The 16,409-nt window shown below is 67.2% G+C and carries 15 protein-coding genes; 11 read left to right on the top strand and 4 right to left on the bottom strand.

The window, feature by feature from the left end; genetic code table 11:
* Nucleotides 1-249 precede the first annotated feature (249 nt).
* Nucleotides 250-1,182, top strand: a complete 933-nt coding sequence (ctaC, locus tag EV191_RS09015; RefSeq protein WP_132876464.1) for an aa3-type cytochrome oxidase subunit II — start codon at nucleotides 250-252, stop codon at nucleotides 1,180-1,182.
* A gap of 81 nt (nucleotides 1,183-1,263) precedes the next feature.
* Entirely contained in the window at nucleotides 1,264-1,683 is a 420-nt protein-coding gene (locus EV191_RS09020; RefSeq protein WP_132876465.1) for a cytochrome c oxidase subunit 4, read from the top strand.
* 98 nt (nucleotides 1,684-1,781) lie between these two features.
* Here the strand turns inward: EV191_RS09020 and trpD are convergent, their stop codons facing one another.
* Together trpD and EV191_RS09030 are read right to left on the bottom strand one after the other, a co-directional pair.
* A complete protein-coding gene (gene trpD, locus EV191_RS09025) occupies nucleotides 1,782-2,846 on the bottom strand; it encodes an anthranilate phosphoribosyltransferase (protein ID WP_132876466.1) in 1,065 nt (354 codons plus the stop codon).
* A gap of 80 nt (nucleotides 2,847-2,926) precedes the next feature.
* The gene (locus EV191_RS09030; RefSeq protein ID WP_132876467.1) at nucleotides 2,927-3,346 is read right to left on the bottom strand and encodes a hypothetical protein; all 420 of its coding nucleotides are present in this window, start codon (nucleotides 3,344-3,346) and stop codon (nucleotides 2,927-2,929) included.
* A 281-nt stretch (nucleotides 3,347-3,627) separates the two neighbouring features.
* On the opposite strand from EV191_RS09030, the gene ctaE reads away from it, so the two are divergent.
* The 5 genes from ctaE to EV191_RS09055 all read left to right on the top strand — a co-directional run bounded on the left by ctaE (nucleotide 3,628) and on the right by EV191_RS09055 (nucleotide 9,098).
* Nucleotides 3,628-4,245 (top strand): aa3-type cytochrome oxidase subunit III, encoded by a 618-nt coding sequence (gene ctaE / locus EV191_RS09035; protein WP_481557248.1) that lies wholly within the window; start codon nucleotides 3,628-3,630, stop codon nucleotides 4,243-4,245.
* Nucleotides 4,246-4,303: 58 nt separating this feature from the next.
* Nucleotides 4,304-5,116: a cytochrome bc1 complex diheme cytochrome c subunit gene (gene qcrC, locus EV191_RS09040; RefSeq protein WP_132876468.1), complete on the top strand. Its 813-nt coding sequence runs from the start codon at nucleotides 4,304-4,306 to the stop codon at nucleotides 5,114-5,116.
* Nucleotides 5,113-6,249, top strand: coding sequence for a cytochrome bc1 complex Rieske iron-sulfur subunit (gene qcrA, locus EV191_RS09045; RefSeq protein WP_132876469.1), 1,137 nt, complete (start codon nucleotides 5,113-5,115; stop codon nucleotides 6,247-6,249). The genes qcrC and qcrA overlap by 4 nt, the downstream gene beginning before the upstream one ends.
* Nucleotides 6,246-7,937 (top strand): cytochrome bc1 complex cytochrome b subunit, encoded by a 1,692-nt coding sequence (qcrB, locus tag EV191_RS09050; protein WP_132876470.1) that lies wholly within the window; start codon nucleotides 6,246-6,248, stop codon nucleotides 7,935-7,937. Before qcrA ends, qcrB begins: the two co-directional genes overlap by 4 nt.
* Before the next feature lie 183 nt (nucleotides 7,938-8,120).
* Complete coding sequence (locus EV191_RS09055; RefSeq protein ID WP_243658841.1) at nucleotides 8,121-9,098, top strand: mechanosensitive ion channel family protein; 978 nt, start codon at nucleotides 8,121-8,123, stop codon at nucleotides 9,096-9,098.
* Nucleotides 9,099-9,104: 6 nt separating this feature from the next.
* On the opposite strand, the gene EV191_RS09060 is transcribed toward EV191_RS09055, so the two are convergent.
* On the bottom strand, nucleotides 9,105-9,392 hold the full coding sequence (locus tag EV191_RS09060) for an Lrp/AsnC family transcriptional regulator (protein WP_132876471.1): 288 nt from the start codon (nucleotides 9,390-9,392) through the stop codon (nucleotides 9,105-9,107).
* 68 nt (nucleotides 9,393-9,460) lie between these two features.
* Complete coding sequence (locus EV191_RS09065) at nucleotides 9,461-11,173, bottom strand: DEDD exonuclease domain-containing protein (RefSeq protein WP_132876472.1); 1,713 nt, start codon at nucleotides 11,171-11,173, stop codon at nucleotides 9,461-9,463.
* A gap of 152 nt (nucleotides 11,174-11,325) precedes the next feature.
* Between EV191_RS09065 and EV191_RS09070 the strand changes: the two genes are divergently transcribed.
* The 4 genes from EV191_RS09070 (at nucleotide 11,326) to EV191_RS09085 (ending at nucleotide 16,403) form a co-directional block, all read left to right on the top strand.
* A complete protein-coding gene (locus EV191_RS09070) occupies nucleotides 11,326-12,720 on the top strand; it encodes an NYN domain-containing protein (RefSeq protein WP_132876473.1) in 1,395 nt (464 codons plus the stop codon).
* Nucleotides 12,721-12,781: 61 nt separating this feature from the next.
* On the top strand, nucleotides 12,782-14,572 hold the full coding sequence (locus EV191_RS09075; RefSeq protein ID WP_132876474.1) for an NlpC/P60 family protein: 1,791 nt from the start codon (nucleotides 12,782-12,784) through the stop codon (nucleotides 14,570-14,572).
* Nucleotides 14,573-14,685: 113 nt separating this feature from the next.
* Nucleotides 14,686-14,916 (top strand): hypothetical protein, encoded by a 231-nt coding sequence (locus tag EV191_RS09080; RefSeq protein ID WP_132876475.1) that lies wholly within the window; start codon nucleotides 14,686-14,688, stop codon nucleotides 14,914-14,916.
* A 443-nt stretch (nucleotides 14,917-15,359) separates the two neighbouring features.
* Complete coding sequence (locus EV191_RS09085) at nucleotides 15,360-16,403, top strand: C40 family peptidase (RefSeq protein ID WP_132876476.1); 1,044 nt, start codon at nucleotides 15,360-15,362, stop codon at nucleotides 16,401-16,403.
* Nucleotides 16,404-16,409: the final 6 nt, after the last annotated feature.

Raw genomic sequence — 16,409 nt, forward strand, 5'->3', positions numbered from 1 at the left:
GGCGCTCGGTTGGCGCTCAATTGGCCCCGTCGAGTGCGTCGCCTAGTATGCGCCATCACCCGAGTGTGGTTTCAGGCACGGTGCCCGCCATGCCGGGTTGCCCCCTCGCGCCGCATCCGGTGATCCCTCGGCTAGGCTCCGCGGTAGCTCATTCATGGGCGAGTGCCGAGGTTTTGCGGCATGCTCCGTGGTGGGCTACGCACATCGGTATGGCAGTCATCGGTAGGGCAGTCGAGGAGGCTTCGCGCAGTGGGCCGCAACGAGCGCACACCGGCAACACGGCTCAACAGGGCCGGAAAACTTGCCGCCCTTGTCGGGCTCATCGCCGTTCTGGCGACCGGGTGCTCAGCTGAGGAGGTGCTGCGGTTCGGTTGGCCCGAGGGCGTCACGCCGCAGGCCGTCGAGATGCGCCAGCTATGGACCGGCGCCTCGATCGCCGCCCTCGTCATGGGCTTCATCGTGTGGGGTCTGATCTTCTGGACGATCACCTTCCACCGCAAGAAGGCCAACTCGCCGGAGCTGCCGAGGCAGACCCAGTACAACGTGCCGCTCGAGCTCGGCCTCGCGGTCGTGCCGACGATCATGGTGCTGGTGCTCTTCTACTTCACCGTCAGCACCGAGGTCTCGGTGCTTGCGAAGGAAGACAACCCGGATCAGACCGTGGACGTGATCGCTTTCCAGTGGAACTGGGAGTTCCAGTACCAGGGATACGAGACTCCGGACGGTGAACCGGTCAGCACGGTGGGTAGCTCCAATGAGATCCCGCTGCTGGTGCTGCCGACCACCCAGACGATTCAGTACAACCTGCGATCCACCGACGTGATCCACTCGTTCTGGGTGCCCGAGTTCAACTTCAAGCGGGACGTGTTCCCGCACCCGGAGAAGAACAACCAGGACAACGAGTTCCAGAACACCATCGACCAGACCGGAAGCTTTGTCGGTCGGTGCGCCGAACTCTGCGGTACCTATCACTCCGCGATGAACTTCGAGGTGCGGGCGCTCGAGCCGGCCCAGTTCGAGGAGTACATGCAGCTGCGGATGCGGAACAACCCGAGTACTGGTGAGCTGTACACCGCGTCCGAAGCACTTGAGGAAATGGACTGTGGTGAGCTCTGCAGCCCGCGTGCGGTGACCACCAGGCCGTTCGACACCGACCGCACCGCGCGTACCGCATCCGGCTGAGACTCGCCCGGGTTCGACAGCGCGGATGGAAGCGGCACGCGGCATGCGAGTACGTAATGGGTTTGTGAGAGTGAGGACACCATGAAGGTCGAGGCTCGGATATTCGATATCGTTACGGCCTTTGCCTTTGTCGTAGCGATCATCTACGGCGTGCTGACGCATTTCTATGCGCACGACGGCGTGGAACCGGTGGGACTCACCGCGCTGATCCTGACCGGTGGGCTCTCCATGCTCGTCGGTACCTATTTCCGGTTTATCGCCAGGCGTATCGAACATCGCCCGGAGGACCGGGGCGATGCCGAGATCGCGGACGGCGCGGGAGAGCTGGGCTTTTTCAGCCCCGGTAGCTACTGGCCGATCGCGCTGGCCGGTTCGGCCGCGGTGACCGGTGTGGCGATGGCCTTCGGCCAGTGGTGGATGGTGGTGCTTGGCGGGATCGCGCTGCTGATCTCCGTCGGCGGCCTGGTTTTCGAGTACCACTCCAGTCCGAACGAGACCTGAACCAGCAGAGCTGGTAACAAACCGACCCGTGAATGGCGCCATTCACGGGTCGGTTTTTGTTTCGTCGCTAGGGGGGTGACTTGTTAGGGCTGGTCGGGTTAACCCAGTGAGGTGGAAAATTCCGCCCAGCGGGCGAGCAGCTCGGCAGCCGCGCCGGAGTCGACCGCTTCGGTGCCCTTGCGTAGCCCCTCCCGCAGGTCCGCGTGGACATCGTCGGTCAGCCCGCGGTAAGCGGCCAGCGTCCCGGCGGCATTGAGCAGTACGGCATCGCGCACGGGGCCCGGTTTGCCGTGTACCAGATCCCGTACCGCGCGTGCGTTCGTCTCCGGATCCCCGCCACGCAGCTCCGCGGGGGAGGCGAGCGTGATGCCCAGTTCGGTCGGTTCGATCCGGGCGGTGTGTACCTGGCCGTCGCGAACCACCCAGGCCGAGGTCGCGCCACTGGTGGTGATCTCGTCCAGCCCGTCGTCTCCCCGCACGACCAGCACGGAGGCACCGCGATCGGCGAACACCCGCGCGAGCACGGGAGCCATCCGCTCGTTCGCGCAGCCGATCAGCCCAGCGGCGGGCTGCGCGGGATTGGTCAGCGGGCCGAGCACGTTGAACGCGGTCGGAATGCCAACCTCCCGTCGCGGCGCCGCGGCGTGCACGTAACTGGGGTGGAACACGGGCGCGAAGCAGAAACCGATACTCAGCTCGCGCAGGCAGGCCTGCACTTGTGCGGGTGCCAGTTCGATCCGCACGCCGAGCCGTTCGAGCACATCCGCGGCCCCGCACTTCGAGGACGCGGCCCGGTTGCCGTGCTTCACCACCGGCACGCCCGCGGCCGCCGTGACGATCGCGGCCATCGTGGAGATGTTGACCGACCCCGACCTGTCCCCGCCGGTGCCCACCACATCCACGCAGCGCTGGTCGACCTCGACGCGGCGGGCATGGGCCAGCATCGACTTGGCCATGCCCGCGATCTCGGCGGCCGTCTCGCCCTTCGCGCGCAGTGCCACCGCGAAGGCGGCAACCTGGGCGGGTGTGGCGGCGGCGCTCATGATCTGGTCCATCGCCCACGCCGTGTCCACGGCATTCAGATCGTGCCCGGCGACCAGCTCGCCGAGCAGTCGTGGCCAGGTATGCGCCGATTCGTCGGGTTCAGCGGCGGTGCCAGTCATCTGGCCGCTCCTTCGATTAAAGAACTGCCCTTCGGGGGTTCACGAGGAACTCTTCCCTGGGAACTCTGCCCTGGGGGCGGTTAGCCGCGGACGGTGGGAACTCGCGCCGAGCGCGCTACATCGGCGACGGTCTCGGCGGCGGCAAGCGGATCGAGCGGGTGCACCAGCACTCCGTCCGCCTGCGACCAGGTCGCCAGCCATCGGTCGTCCTTGCGGCGTACCGCCACCACGATCGGCGGGCAGGCGGTGATCTCCAGCTTGAGCTGCCGGCACAGGCCCATGCCGCCGGTTGGCTGTGCCTCGCCGTCCAGGATCGCGAGGTCGATCTCGCCACTGTCCATCTCACCGATGACCTCGGCCACAGTCGAAGCCTCCACATAGGTGACCCGACCAAGGTCGGGAGCGGGGCGACGGCCAACGGCGGTGAGAATGCTCTCCCGGACCTGCGCGCGGTGGCTGAACACCAGGACACGAAGTCCGGGGCTGCTCGGCGTGCTCATTCTGGACACCCTCCTGCGTTGGCTGGTCCTGGCTCGGCTGCTGATCGACAGTTCGCGACGATGGCGATGTTAGCTGCCGGAGCACCCGCGCGGGCAGCGGAGGTGCCCACCGTCGCTGGTGGCCGACCGTGGGACCGGCCAGTGATTGGCTGGTCGCGCTGCGGACGCTCGCCTGGTGGCCGGTCCGTCCGGAATGCCCAGCCACCATCGTGATCGACTTGACGCGACACGGGCATGGACCCAACTCAGCGCCGCCCCCGGGCGCAGGACATAATGCGGTCGTGACTACGGGAGCGCCTTCGATCGGCCATCGGGTGCATTCGCTGAACCGGCCAAACATGGTCAGCGTGGGCACCATCGTGTGGCTAGCCAGCGAACTGATGTTCTTCGCTGGGCTGTTCGCCATGTTCTTCACGGTGAAAGCCCAGAACGACGCCGGGCATTGGCCGCCGCCATTGGAGAACGGTGAGCCGATCCATCTGAACCTCCCGTACGCCCTGCCCTTCACGATCATCCTGGTCGCGTCGTCCTTCACCTGTCAGCTCGGTGTGTTCGCCGCCGAACGTGGGGATGTCTACGGGCTGCGGCGTTGGTATCTGGTCACCCTGATCATGGGCACGATCTTCGTCGCCGGTCAGGGCGGTGAGTACATCCAGCTCATCACCGACGGGGTCACGATGAGCTCGGGCGCGTACGGCACGGTCTTCTACATGACCACCGGCTTCCACGGTCTGCACGTGATTGGTGGGCTCGTGGCCTTCGCGTTCCTGATCATGCGAACCCGCATGAGCAAGTTCACGCCAGCGCAGGCGACCTCGGCGATCGTCGTCTCCTACTACTGGCACTTCGTCGACATCGTGTGGATCGGTCTCTTCGCCGTGATCTACATCGTTCCCTGATGCCGAACACCGCGAACCGTCGCATCAAGCCCCGAACTGACAGCAAGGGTTGGCGCACATGACCACCAAGAACAAATCCAAGCCGAAGCGCACCGGGACGAAGTTCCGTCGCAGGCTCTCCGGCCTGCTCGCGCTCGGTGTCGCGTTGCTCAGCGTCGGTTTCCTGTACAGTGCGTTCGCGCCGGAACCGCAGACCGCGCAGGCGCAGGAAGACCCCGCCCTGGTCCGCAAGGGCGAGCAGGTCTACAACAACACGTGCATCAGCTGCCACGGCGCCAACCTGGAGGGCGTCCAGGATCGCGGGACCAGCCTTATTGGCGTCGGTGAGGCCTCGGTCTACTTCCAGACCTCGACCGGCCGGATGCCGATGGCACGGCAGGAAGCCCAGGCGCAGCGCAAGCCGGCGCAGCTCACCCCGGAGGAGATCGACGCGCTCGGTGCCTACATCCAGGCCAACGGTGGCGGCCCGGAGAAGCCGGCGAAGTCCGGCGGGGCACTGCAGGGTGAGGACTCCGCGCGCGGCGGCGAGCTCTTCCGGTTGAACTGCGCGTCCTGCCACAACTTCACCGGTCGGGGCGGAGCGCTGTCCTCAGGAAAGTTCGGACCACATCTGGACGGCGTGTCCGAAGAGGAGATCTACACGGCGATGCAGAGTGGGCCGCAGAACATGCCGAAGTTCTCCGATCGGCAGCTCACTCCGGAGGAGAAGGAAGACATCGTTGCCTATGTGAAATCGGTGACGGACGGAAACAACAATCCCGGCGGTAACGCCCTCGGTGGTTACGGACCGATGCCCGAAGGGCTGATCGTGTTTGTCGTCGGAATCGGGGCATTGGTCGGTGTGACGCTTTGGATCGGAGCCAAGGCATGAGCAAGGAGCAGCCGGAGCAGCCGAGCGAGGCCGAGCTCGCGGAGATGAGCCGCGACGACCTGGTCAAGCTGGGTGGCAAGCTGGACGGCGTTGAGATCGTTGAGTACCCCGACCCGTGGCCGGTGAAGGGGACCCGCGCGGAGAAGCGGGCGGAGCGTCTGGTCGCACTGTGGTTCGCCATCGCCGGACTGTCTGGTTTGGCCTTCGTTGGGGTGTTCCTGTGGTGGCCCTGGCAGTACACCGCCCCGGACGATTCCTCTGGTCACTTCCTGTACGGGCTTTACACGCCGCTGGTTGGGTTGACCCTTGGTTTGTCGATCACCGCGATCGGCGTGGGCGTAGTCCTCTACACCAAGAAGTTCCTGCCGCACGAAGTGACCGTGCAGCAGCGGCACGACGCCGGTGGTTCGAGTGAACTGGACCGGCAGACCGTGCTGGCACACCTTGCCGACGCCGGCACCAAGAACGGGATCGGTCGGCGTTCGCTGATCAAGCGCAGCGTCGGTTTCGGGCTCGGCGCTTTCGGTCTCGCGGGTGGGGTTTTCGCCCTCGGCGGGCTGATTCGCGATCCGTGGAAGAACACGGAGAACCACGAGGGTCTATGGCACACCGAGTGGCAGGCACGCAACGGCGAGCGGGTGTTCCTGCGCCGGTCCACTGGTGATCCACACGAGATCGCGCTGGTCCGGCCGGAGGATCTGGAGGCCGGCTCCATGGAGACGGTGTTCCCGTTCCGGGAGTCCGACCGCGAGGACGAGGACGCCTTGCTGCACGCGATGAAGAGCGCGGACAGCCCGGTGATGCTGATCCGCCTGCGCCCGGACGATGGCCGCAAGGTCGTCAAGCGCGCGGGCCAGGAGGACTACAACTTCGGCGACTACTACGCGTACACGAAGATCTGTAGTCACCTCGGTTGCCCGACGTCGCTGTACGAGCAGCAGACGAACCGGATTCTGTGCCCGTGTCACCAGTCGCAGTTCGATGCGCTGCAGTACGCCAAACCGGTTTTCGGGCCGGCCACGCGGGCGCTCGCACAACTGCCTATCGATGTCGACCCCGAAACGGGCTATTTTTACGCTAGGGACGATTTCAACGAGGCCGTTGGGCCGGCTTTTTGGGAGCGTAAGTCATGAGTGCCATCACCACGCCCACGAAGCCGAACAATCCGGCTGCCCGTGCGGCCGGTGGCGCGGCGAAGGCGGCCGACGATCGCCTGCACATGGCCGGCGGCATCCGGAAACAGCTGAACAAGGTATTCCCGACGCACTGGTCGTTCCTGCTCGGCGAGATCGCCCTGTACAGCTTCATCGTGCTGCTGCTCTCGGGTATCTATCTCGCGCTCTTCTTCGACCCTTCGATGGAGGAAGTGCAGTATCAGGGCGCCTTCGTCAACCTCCAGGGTCTGGAGATGTCCAGGGCGTACGAGTCCACGCTGGAGATCTCCTTCGAGGTCCGAGGTGGATTGTTCGCCAGACAGGTCCATCACTGGGCGGCCCTGCTGTTCATGGCCTCGATCGTGGTGCACATGCTCCGGGTGTTCTTCACCGGCGCGTTCCGTAAGCCGCGTGAGCTGAACTGGATCATCGGCATCCTGCTGCTCGGCCTGGGCATCCTCGAGGGCTTCACCGGCTACTCGCTGCCGGATGACGTGCTTTCCGGTTCCGGTCTGCGGATCATGTCCGGCCTGATCATGTCCATCCCCGTGATCGGTACCTGGACACACTGGCTCGCCTTCGGCGGGGAGTTCCCGGGGACAGAGATCATTCCGCGCTTGTATACCTTGCATATCCTGGTCATTCCGGGGATTTTGCTCGCGTTGATCGCGGTACACCTCGGCCTTGTCTGGTACCAGAAGCACACCCAGTTCCCTGGTGTGCGGCGCAAGGAGAGCAACGTCGTCGGCGTGCGGATCATGCCGTACTTCGCGCTGAAGGCCGGTGGCTTCTTCGCGATCGTCGTCGGTGTCTGTGCGCTCCTTGGCGGGTTGTTCCAGATCAACGGAATCTGGAACCTGGGCCCGTACAACGCGTCGCAGGTTTCCGCGGCAACGGTTCCCGACTGGTATATCGCCTGGACGGACGGTCTGCTGCGGATCTGGCCAGCGTGGGAGGTCTACCTAGGAAACTGGACGATTCCCGCGCCGTTCTTCCCATTCATGATGGGTCTGCCGATGCTGCTTGGTATCGCGGCCGTCTATCCGTGGCTCGAACGAAAACTCACCAAGGACAACGCGCACCACAACCTGCTGCAGCGGCCGCGGGATGTTCCGGTGCGTACCAGCCTCGGCGCGATGGCCATCACCTACTTCCTGGTCACGCTGATCACCACTGGTAACGATGTTATCGCCGATAAGTTCCATATCTCGCTGAACGCGATGGTGTGGTGGGGTCGGATCTCGTTGATCGTGCTGCCCCCGTTGGCCTACATCATCACCTACCGGATCTGCCTCGGTCTGCAGCGCGCCGACCGCGAGGTGCTTGAGCACGGTGTGGAGACCGGCATCATCAAGCGGCTGCCGCACGGTGAGTTCATCGAGGTGCACCAGCCACTTGGCGAGGTGGATGAGCACGGGCACGCGGTACCGCTGGAGTACCAGGGTGCGCCGGTGCCGAAGCGGATGAACAAGCTCGGCTCGGCAGGTGCACCGGTTCCAGGCAGTCTCATCTCGCCGGACCCGGTGGAGGAGACCGCCGCGCTGGAACGGGCGCACGCCGAGCAGCACGGGCACGGCAACGGTGCCGCGGGCAATGGTGCTGGCGGCAACGGTCATGTCGAGGCCGGCTCGGAGGCGAAGGAAGAGCCAGCCGGGCGCACCGACTGAGTTTCACCACCAGAACGTCCGGGTCACTCGCGCTAGCCGCGGGCGGCCCGGACGTTTTTGTGACACGCAGTGACCGCTAGATCCCTAAGAACCGCGGTCCGGGGTAGGGGTTGGGCTGGCGGGTCGGGTAGTAGGTACCGTCCGGGGCCGGCATACCGACGAGCCGGCGAAAGGGTGTAAAGGGTGGCGGAGACCGTCAACTCAGCGGATGCGGTCGTGGCGCAGGCAAACGATTTTGTCGAGTGGTTCCGGTCGAATACCGATCAGTTCATCTCTGGACTGCTGAACGTCGCGATCATCCTGCTGGTCGCGATCCTGCTCAGGGCGCTGGTTGGTCGGATCATCACGCATGTCATGAAGCGGATGGTTGGCTCCCGGCAGCGGCTGAGCAATGCCAAGGCGAAGGCGACCAAGGCCGTGCGCAAGAGCGCGGACGACGCCGCCAACACCGCCGACCGGCAGCTGCGCCAGCAACAGCGCGCGGACACCATCCGGTCGGTCCTGCGCAGCGTGGCCACCTTCGTCATCTTCGGGGTGGCGTTCGTGATGATCCTCGGCGAGTTCGGGATCAACCTGGCGCCGATTATCGCGAGCGCCAGCGTGCTCGGGCTGGCCATCGGGTTCGGTGCGCAGAGCCTCGTGCAGGACTTTCTTTCCGGCATCTTCATGATGATCGAGGATCAGTACGGCGTTGGAGACACGGTCGATATCGGTGACGCGGTCGGCACCGTCGAAGAGGTGACGTTGCGGATCACCAAGGTGCGCGACCTCGACGGTGGGCTCTGGCATGTCCGCAACGGCGAGATCATGCGGGTCTGCAATATGAACCAGGACTGGGCGAACGCGGTCGTCGATGTGCCACTCGATTACTCAGTGGACCTCACGAAGGCACATGAGGTGCTCGAACAGGCGGTGACCGAGTTCGCCGCGGAGCCGGCGAACATGCCGCGGATCCTGGCGAAGCCCGAGGTCAACGGCGTGGTGAGTATCGGAAACGGTGCGGTGACCGTGCGAGTCGTGGTGAAAACCAAGCCAGGCGAGCAGTGGGCGCTCGGCAGGGCGCTGCGCGGACTGCTCAAGCAGCGCTTCGACGCCGAGGGAATCCGGGTCGCTTACCCGCTGCTACCAGCGACCGGTGCGGGCGCGGCCAAGGAAGGCTAGTACGAACTAGTCGGCGTCCTGGATGCCGATCGCGAAGGCCGACTCCGCGTCCGCATGCGAATAGGACCGGAACGCGATATGCGTATCGGTGTGCCGCACGCCCGCGACCTTGCTGATCCGGCCAGGAACGAGTTCGGCCAGTTCCTCGTGGCTCTGGATGCGCACGATCGCGATCAGATCGATCGAACCGGCACAGGAGTAGACCTCCTGGACCCCGTCGATATCCGCGATCGCTTGGGCTGCCTCGGTGATGGTGTCCGCCTCGGCGTGTATCAACACGATCGCGGTGATCACGGCTTGTCCTCCTCGCGGTCGACCTCGTGCCGATAGCACGTGACGCGCCGATAGTAGCGCCTGCGCGGTCAGTCCCGCGCCAGCACCATCGCGCGGTCCCGCGCCTCGGTTGCCGTGGCGAGCCAGCCCCGCCAGCGCCCGGCGGCACCCGCTGGCTCCGCCCACGGCCAGCTGCTACGCACCAGTCGGGTGCCTGGTTTGGCCAACCAGCGGGACAGCACACCAACCTCCTCGGGTGGCGCGCCGCGGAGCGGCCCCGGCCCCGGCAGCACGGTCTCCGCGGCCGCCGTCAGCGCGTCCACCACCGGCATCGGCGCGACCCCGCGTTCGGCCACCCCGGCAGAGGCGAGGCGGCCGTATCGCGCGATCGCGAACCGCCAGCCGCCCGCACCGTCCGACTGGGCTGCGACCAACTCGGGCAGCGCGGCCAACGCGGCCAGCCGCTGACCTCGGTCGACCGCTCGTACCAGTGCGGCAAGTCCGTCCCTACGCAGCGCGGCCTGTTCGTAGCGCTGTTCGGTGGAAAGCTGATCGAGTTGTGCGGCGAGGGCTTCCAACGGGCTCGCCGCGGTCCCGGTGATCAGCTCGGTGATCGCCTGTACGGCCGGGGCATACTCCGCGACGCTCTGCCGTCCGGCGCACGGCGCGGCGCACCGGTCGAGCTCAGCCAGCGCGCACGGCCGGCCGGCCGCGCCAACCGCGGGGATCCGCTGCGTGCAGGCACGTAATCCGGAGGCACCCTGTAGCGCCTCGGCAGCCAGGTGCGCGGCGCGCTGGGAACGGAACGGTCCGAGCGCGCCGTCCCTTGGCACCTTGACCACGGACAGTCGGGGAAAGGCCTCCTCCGTGAGCACCAACCACCAGGCCCGGTTCGGGTTCTTCGAACGCCGGTTGTACGGCGGCCGGTGCGCGGCAAGCAGCCGCAGCTCGCGAACCTCGGCTTCCAAGGAATGCGCGCAGGGGACGGCGTGCACATCGGTGGCCAGCGCGACCATCTCGCGCAGCCGTGGCCTGGTCTCGCTCGCCGTGAAGTACTGCCGCACCCTGCGGCGCAGATTGTTCGCGGTACCGATATACAGCACTTCGTTGTTCGGCCCACGAAACAGGTACACACCCGGCTCCTCCGGCAGCCCCTTGGCCAGCGTGCGCTTGCGACGTTGCTGCGGGGTGCGCTCCGGCAGGTAGTCAACGAGCTCTTCCAGCGAGTGCACGCCAACCGCACCCACCCGTTCCAGGAGCGCGTGCAGCACGTCCACTGTGGCCCTCGCGTCGTCCAGCGCTCGATGCGTTGGTACCCGCGCGTTGAACAGCGTGGCCAGCGCGGAAAGCCGGCAACTTGGCGTGTCCTGTTTGGATAGGACACGGCGCGCCAGCCGAACCGTGCAGAGCACGGTGGACCGAGGGCGCGGGTACCCCCGTTGCTGGCAGGCAGCGCGGAGAAAGCCAGTGTCGAATCCCGCGTTATGCGCGACAAGCACCGCATCGCCGGCGAACTCGAGGAAAGCCGGCAACACGGTGTCCAAAGTGGGGGCATCGTGCACCATCGCCTGAGTGATCCCGGTCAGCCGAACCACCTCGGGCGGGATGCCGCGCTGCGGGTCCACCAGGGTGGTGAACTCCCCGAGTAACTCGCCGCCACGTACCTTGACCGCGCCGATCTCGGTGATCGCGTCGGATTCGGCACTGCCGCCGGTTGTCTCCAGGTCGAATACCACGAAGGTGGTCTCGCGCAGCGGAGTGCCGAGTTCGTCGAAGCTGAGTTGGCTGTTCCGCGCGGGCATGCGCGCACCGTAGGTCCGCCCCCCGACAAGGTTCGCGAGTCGAGCGCGCCGGTCCGTGCCCAGACCGGGATACGCACGGCATAATCGTGCGTTCGAACCACCGCCGGGTAGGAGGCACACCTCGTGGACCAGATCGGACTCAGTGTCGGGGGATGACCGGGCAACACGACGGCCCGGACGCCGCTGGCGGAGATGCGCCGGGCCGGGGTTCCTCCAGCTGGGACTCCTCCAGCTGGGATTCCCTCGACTGGGACTCCCTCGACTGGGCGGCGCTACCTGATCTCGTCCGGGGCCGGCTCGCCGAACTCGCCGCGGGTGCGGTGGGTGAGCTTTCCCGCGCCGACCTGCCGCCCCGGCTACGCCCGGTCGCCAGATTCGCCCCGGCCAAACGCGCGAGCAGGGCAGCCCAGCAGCTGCTGACCGAGCTCAGGGACAGTGCCCTGTTCCGCGCAGCGGTATTGCGTTGGGCGACCGAGCACCGGCCGAGCGAGGTCGACCCGGACAACGCCGACGCGGTCACGGCAGCCGCGGCCGCGGTCCTGCATGGCACCCCGGACGCGCCGGAGAAGGTCAAGCGGCTCGCCGACCAGGCACAGCAGAGTGGGCTGCGTGCGCAGCGCGACGCCGCGATAGCCCAGGTTGCCCGGCTCGAGGCGGACGTGGCCCGGCTGAGGGCCGAACTGGCCGACGCCCGCGAAGCCACCGAACAGGCACGAGCGGAACGGCGGGACGAGCTGGACCGGCTGCGTGGCCGGTTACGCGCCCAGGGGCAGCGGCTACGAGACGCGCTCGACACGACGGAGCAACAGGAGACCGCCGTGGCGCGGGCACGCGCCGAACTCGCTGACGAGCTTGCCGAGCTGCGCGCGCAGCGGGACGCCGAGCGGGAACGGGCCGAGCGGGAACGCGGCCGTGCCGAGCGGGCCAGTCAGGACGCCGAGCTCGCGCGTGCGGCTGCCAAACAGGGCCGGCAGGTCGACGAGGTACGGCTGGCCCTGTTGCTGGACAGCGCCGAAGGCGCGCTGCACGGGCTGCGCAGGGAACTCAGTATCGATGAGGCGGCGAGTCGGCAAGGGCGACCGGCCGATTGGGTCGCCGGTGCCAGCGCCGGTAGCGGGGCCGGCGGCAGTGTGGGTGATGCCGCCGCGTTGGGCAGGCTGCTGACGCTGCCGAGCGTGCACCTGATCGTGGACGGCTACAACGTGACCAAAACTGGGTATCCGGAATTGTCCCTGGCTGATCAGCGGGATCGCCTGGTGCGCCAGCTGGCCGCGCTTGCCGCGCGCACCTCGGCCGAGGTCACCGTGGTTTTCGACGGTGCGGGCGTGGTGGCGGTACCCACGGTGGCGCCACGGTCGGTGCGCGTGCTGTTCAGCGATCCGGGCGTGACCGCCGACGAGGTGATCCGCAACCTGGTCGCGGCGGAGCCCGGCGGTCGGCCCATGGTGGTGGCCACCGCCGATCGCGCCGTGGCCACCGGGATCCGCGCCGATGGAGCGCATCCGGTGGCTTCCGCGGTACTGCTGGACATGCTCGGCAGATCCTGACCGCGTGACGTTCGGCCGAACCGCTCGTTAGGTGGGTGAGGGAGAGCGGGCGGAGGTGGCCATGCGGCGGTGGCTGGTGGCTGGCTCACTCGCGCTCGTGACCGTACTCGCCGGTGCTGTCCCAGCCGTAGCGGAGGAACCGCCGGTCGAAGCGGGCGTGGCGCCGGGAGCCCAACCGCCGGACCCACGGCCCGGCGAAGCCTTCGCAAGCCCCGAGATCGCCACACTGCAGCGCACCGCGGGCACCGTGCAGCGGGAGTTGACCGACCTCACCGGGCGGATCGAGGGCGCGCGGGCAAAGCTGCGTACCGCCGATGCCGAGCTGCGCCGCGCCACGAGCGCACGGAAGCGCGCGGACGCGGTGGTCGCCGCGCGTCAGGACGAGGTGGACCGCTACTCGGGCGCCGTGTTCAGCGCGCTCGGTCAGCCCAACGAAGTGCGCCTGTTCCTGGTCGCCACCAGCGAGCGAGACTTCCTCGACGGCGCGCAGCTGATCACCGAACTGCGCGACGAGCAGCAGCGACGGTTGACCTCCGCGGTGAACCGGCAAAGCGCCGCGCAGCGCGCGGAACAGGCGGCAAGGGGCGCCCGGCAGGTGGCGGCCAACCGGTCGGCCCAGCTGGAGCGCAGCGTCAGCGACGCCAGGGGGCGGGCCGAGGCGGTGTCCTCGGAGCTGCGCGGTCAGCTGGCCGATGCGGACGCGGCCGTGCGTACCCAACAACGCGAACAACAGCGACTCAACCAGCGCACCGCGGCGAACTGGCGCGGCTACCTCGACCGGCTCAGCGCGGCCGGGATCCAGCCACCGGCCGCCGCGGACCTCGCCGACCCCGCCCGACTACCCGCCGGTCTCACACCGGTGCCGGGTGCGGACGGAACCGCACAGCGGGGCATCGCGCGAGCGACGAACGCCAACGGCCAGCGGCTGTTGGTGCTGCCGAAGGAAACCCTGGACGCGGTGAGTAAGGCGATGGACGCGTTGGGCAAGCCCTACGTGCCGGGTGCGACGGGCAGCGGACCGACCGCGTACTCCTGTGACGGACTGACCTCGACGGTGTATCGCGAAGCTGGGCTCGCCGTGCCCGATACCGCGGCGGCGCAGCTGGCCGAGGGGGTGCCGGTTCGCCGGACCGACGCGCAACCTGGTGACCTGATCTTCCTCGGTCCGGAACGCTACGGGGTGCAGTCCGTCGGGATCCTGTTGGATGGCCGCAGCATGCTGGTCGCCGACGCGAGCAGGGCGAATGTGGTGGTTCGGGAGTTGCCTGGCAAGGACACGGTGCTCGGCTTCACCAGGCCGTCGCTTGGCAACCGGGACGCGGCGCCGGTACCCGAGGCGACCGACGGCGGCCTGCGGTGGCGCTGCGGCAGCGTGCTGCTGCCCGCGCGGCTGGCCGATGGCGGTGCTGAGCCTGCTGACTCCGCGGGCTCGGCGGCACCGGCCACCGCCGGTGCCTGGAGCGGCTATCCGAACGGGCTGATTCCGTCGACCTCGCTGTGCCAGGTCGCCACCGGCCACCTGTTGCGCTGCGACGCCGCGCAGGCGTACCTGGCGATGTCCGAGGCGTACGCGGGTCGATTCGGTCAACCGCTGTGTATCACCGACTCCTACCGGACCTACACCACGCAGACGGAGCTGTATGCCCGCAAACCGGGACTGGCCGCGGTTCCGGGCACAAGTAACCACGGCTGGGCGCTTGCCGTCGACCTGTGTGGCGGTATCGAGTCGTTCGGTAGCGCACAACACGGCTGGATGCGGGCGAACGCCGGCACGTTTGGCTGGGTCAACCCCGACTGGGCCCGTCCAGGCGGTGGGCGCGAGGAACCTTGGCACTGGGAGTTCGCCGGTTAAGGGAGCCCGCCGGTTAAAGGGAGTTCGTGGGCTAGGGGAATCTGTGGGCTTGCTCGCATTGCTGGCGCGGAAACTGTCGGAGCCCGGCGTTACCGTCCTCGCGAAACGAACGTATGTGCGAACGTGAGGAGCTTCCTGTGCTGGTGGATTGCGATCGGTGCGCGGTGCGCGGTGATGCCTGCGGGGACTGTGTGATCACGGTACTGCTCGGGCCGCCGGACCCGGTTGAGTTCGATGTCGCCGAACGGCGGGCGATCGACGCGCTCGCGGAGGCCGGCATGGTCCCGCAGCTGCGCCTGGTGCCAACGGATTCGACCGAACGAGATGAAACGGGCGCCGCGTGACAAGCCAGATCGCGTCAGTTCGCGATACCTCGAGCTAGTCGGCGGCTGAGCGGTGAGCGGTCACTATTTGCGGTGAGCGGTTAGCGGAATTGGGCGATGGTGGTCACAGCCGGGAGTCGTTCGCTGGTCCGTTGGGGGGACTCATCGATAACGGAGTCATTTCATCGGGTCGCGGTGGACGCATCGGCTTACTTTTCGTAACCTGTCCGAGACCTCGCGGAAGGCGGTCGCTCACGAAGGGCGGCGACGTGGGGTCACCGCCGTGACAGCCTGTCGGGGGGCTGACCGGATGCCGTCGCCAGGCACCACAGAGATGTGGCGCCGAGCGAGCAGCAGCGCCGCAGCCGCCGGATGTTGGAATCCGTCTGGTTGATCGAGGGCCCCCGACCTCGACGCGGCCACCCGGTAGGCGGTACGTCGAGGACGAAGGAGACACGCGCGACGTGGCGTCGCATCGACTCAAGCGTTCGGTGCGTGGAGCATTAGCCGCTTCCGCTGTGATCGTGGCAGTGGGCTATGTTTCGGCACCGGCCATCGCAGACCCCGTAGATGACCCCGCCCCCGGCTCCCAATCTGAAGCACTCACGAAGTATCGCGAGCTCAGTACGGAAGCAGAGAAACTCAACGAGCGTCACCTCAAGGCGCAGGACGACCTGACAACCAAGCAAGGTGACCTGCGTACCGCGAACGCGGATCTGGCCAAGGCCAAGACAGCCGAGCGGCAGGCCCTGAAAGACCAGGAGCAGTTCCGCGGCCACGTCGACGAGCTGGCCGACGCGTCCTTCCAGGGTGCCCGGTTCAACCGGCTTTCCGCGCTGCTCACCGGTGATTCGGCGCAGGACTTCCTGGACAGGTCTTCGGCGCTTTCGGTACTGGCCGAAGACAAGGCGCAGGCCCTAGAACGGCTCTCCGGTGCCGTTCAGCGCGCCGAAACCGCGCGCAAGGAAGCCGGCAACGCCCAGCAACGCGCCGAGACCGCCCGGAACGGCGCGGCGAAGTTGGCCGGCACCATCGAAGAGCGCAAGGAAGCGCTGGAATCGCAGATCACCGAGGTGCAGGAGGCCGCTGGCCTGCTCAGCTCGGCCGACCAGGCGGAGATGTCCTCGGAGGGCGTGCAGGGCACGTTCCTCGCGCCAGCAGGCGCCGCCGGCGATGCGATGAACGCGGCGCTCGGCAAGCGCGGCAGCCCGTATGTCTGGGGAGCCACCGGCCCGAACGAGTTCGACTGCTCCGGGCTGACCTCCTGGGCCTACCAGCAGGCCGGCGTCAGTATCCCGCGGTCCAGCTCGGCACAGTCGCAGCACGGCCAGTCGGTGTCCCCGGACGCCATGCAGCCGGGTGACCTGGTGTTCTACGGTTCCCCGGTGCACCACGTCGGCATCTATGTCGGCGGCGGCAACATGGTGCACGCGCCGACCACCGGCGATGTCGTCAAGGTGTCCCCATTGCAGGACAACCTCACCGGCGTACGTCGCGTCGCGGGCTAGCCAGAC

The organism is Tamaricihabitans halophyticus, assembly GCF_004340875.1.
Taxonomy (GTDB): Bacteria; Actinomycetota; Actinomycetes; order Mycobacteriales; family Pseudonocardiaceae; genus Tamaricihabitans; species Tamaricihabitans halophyticus.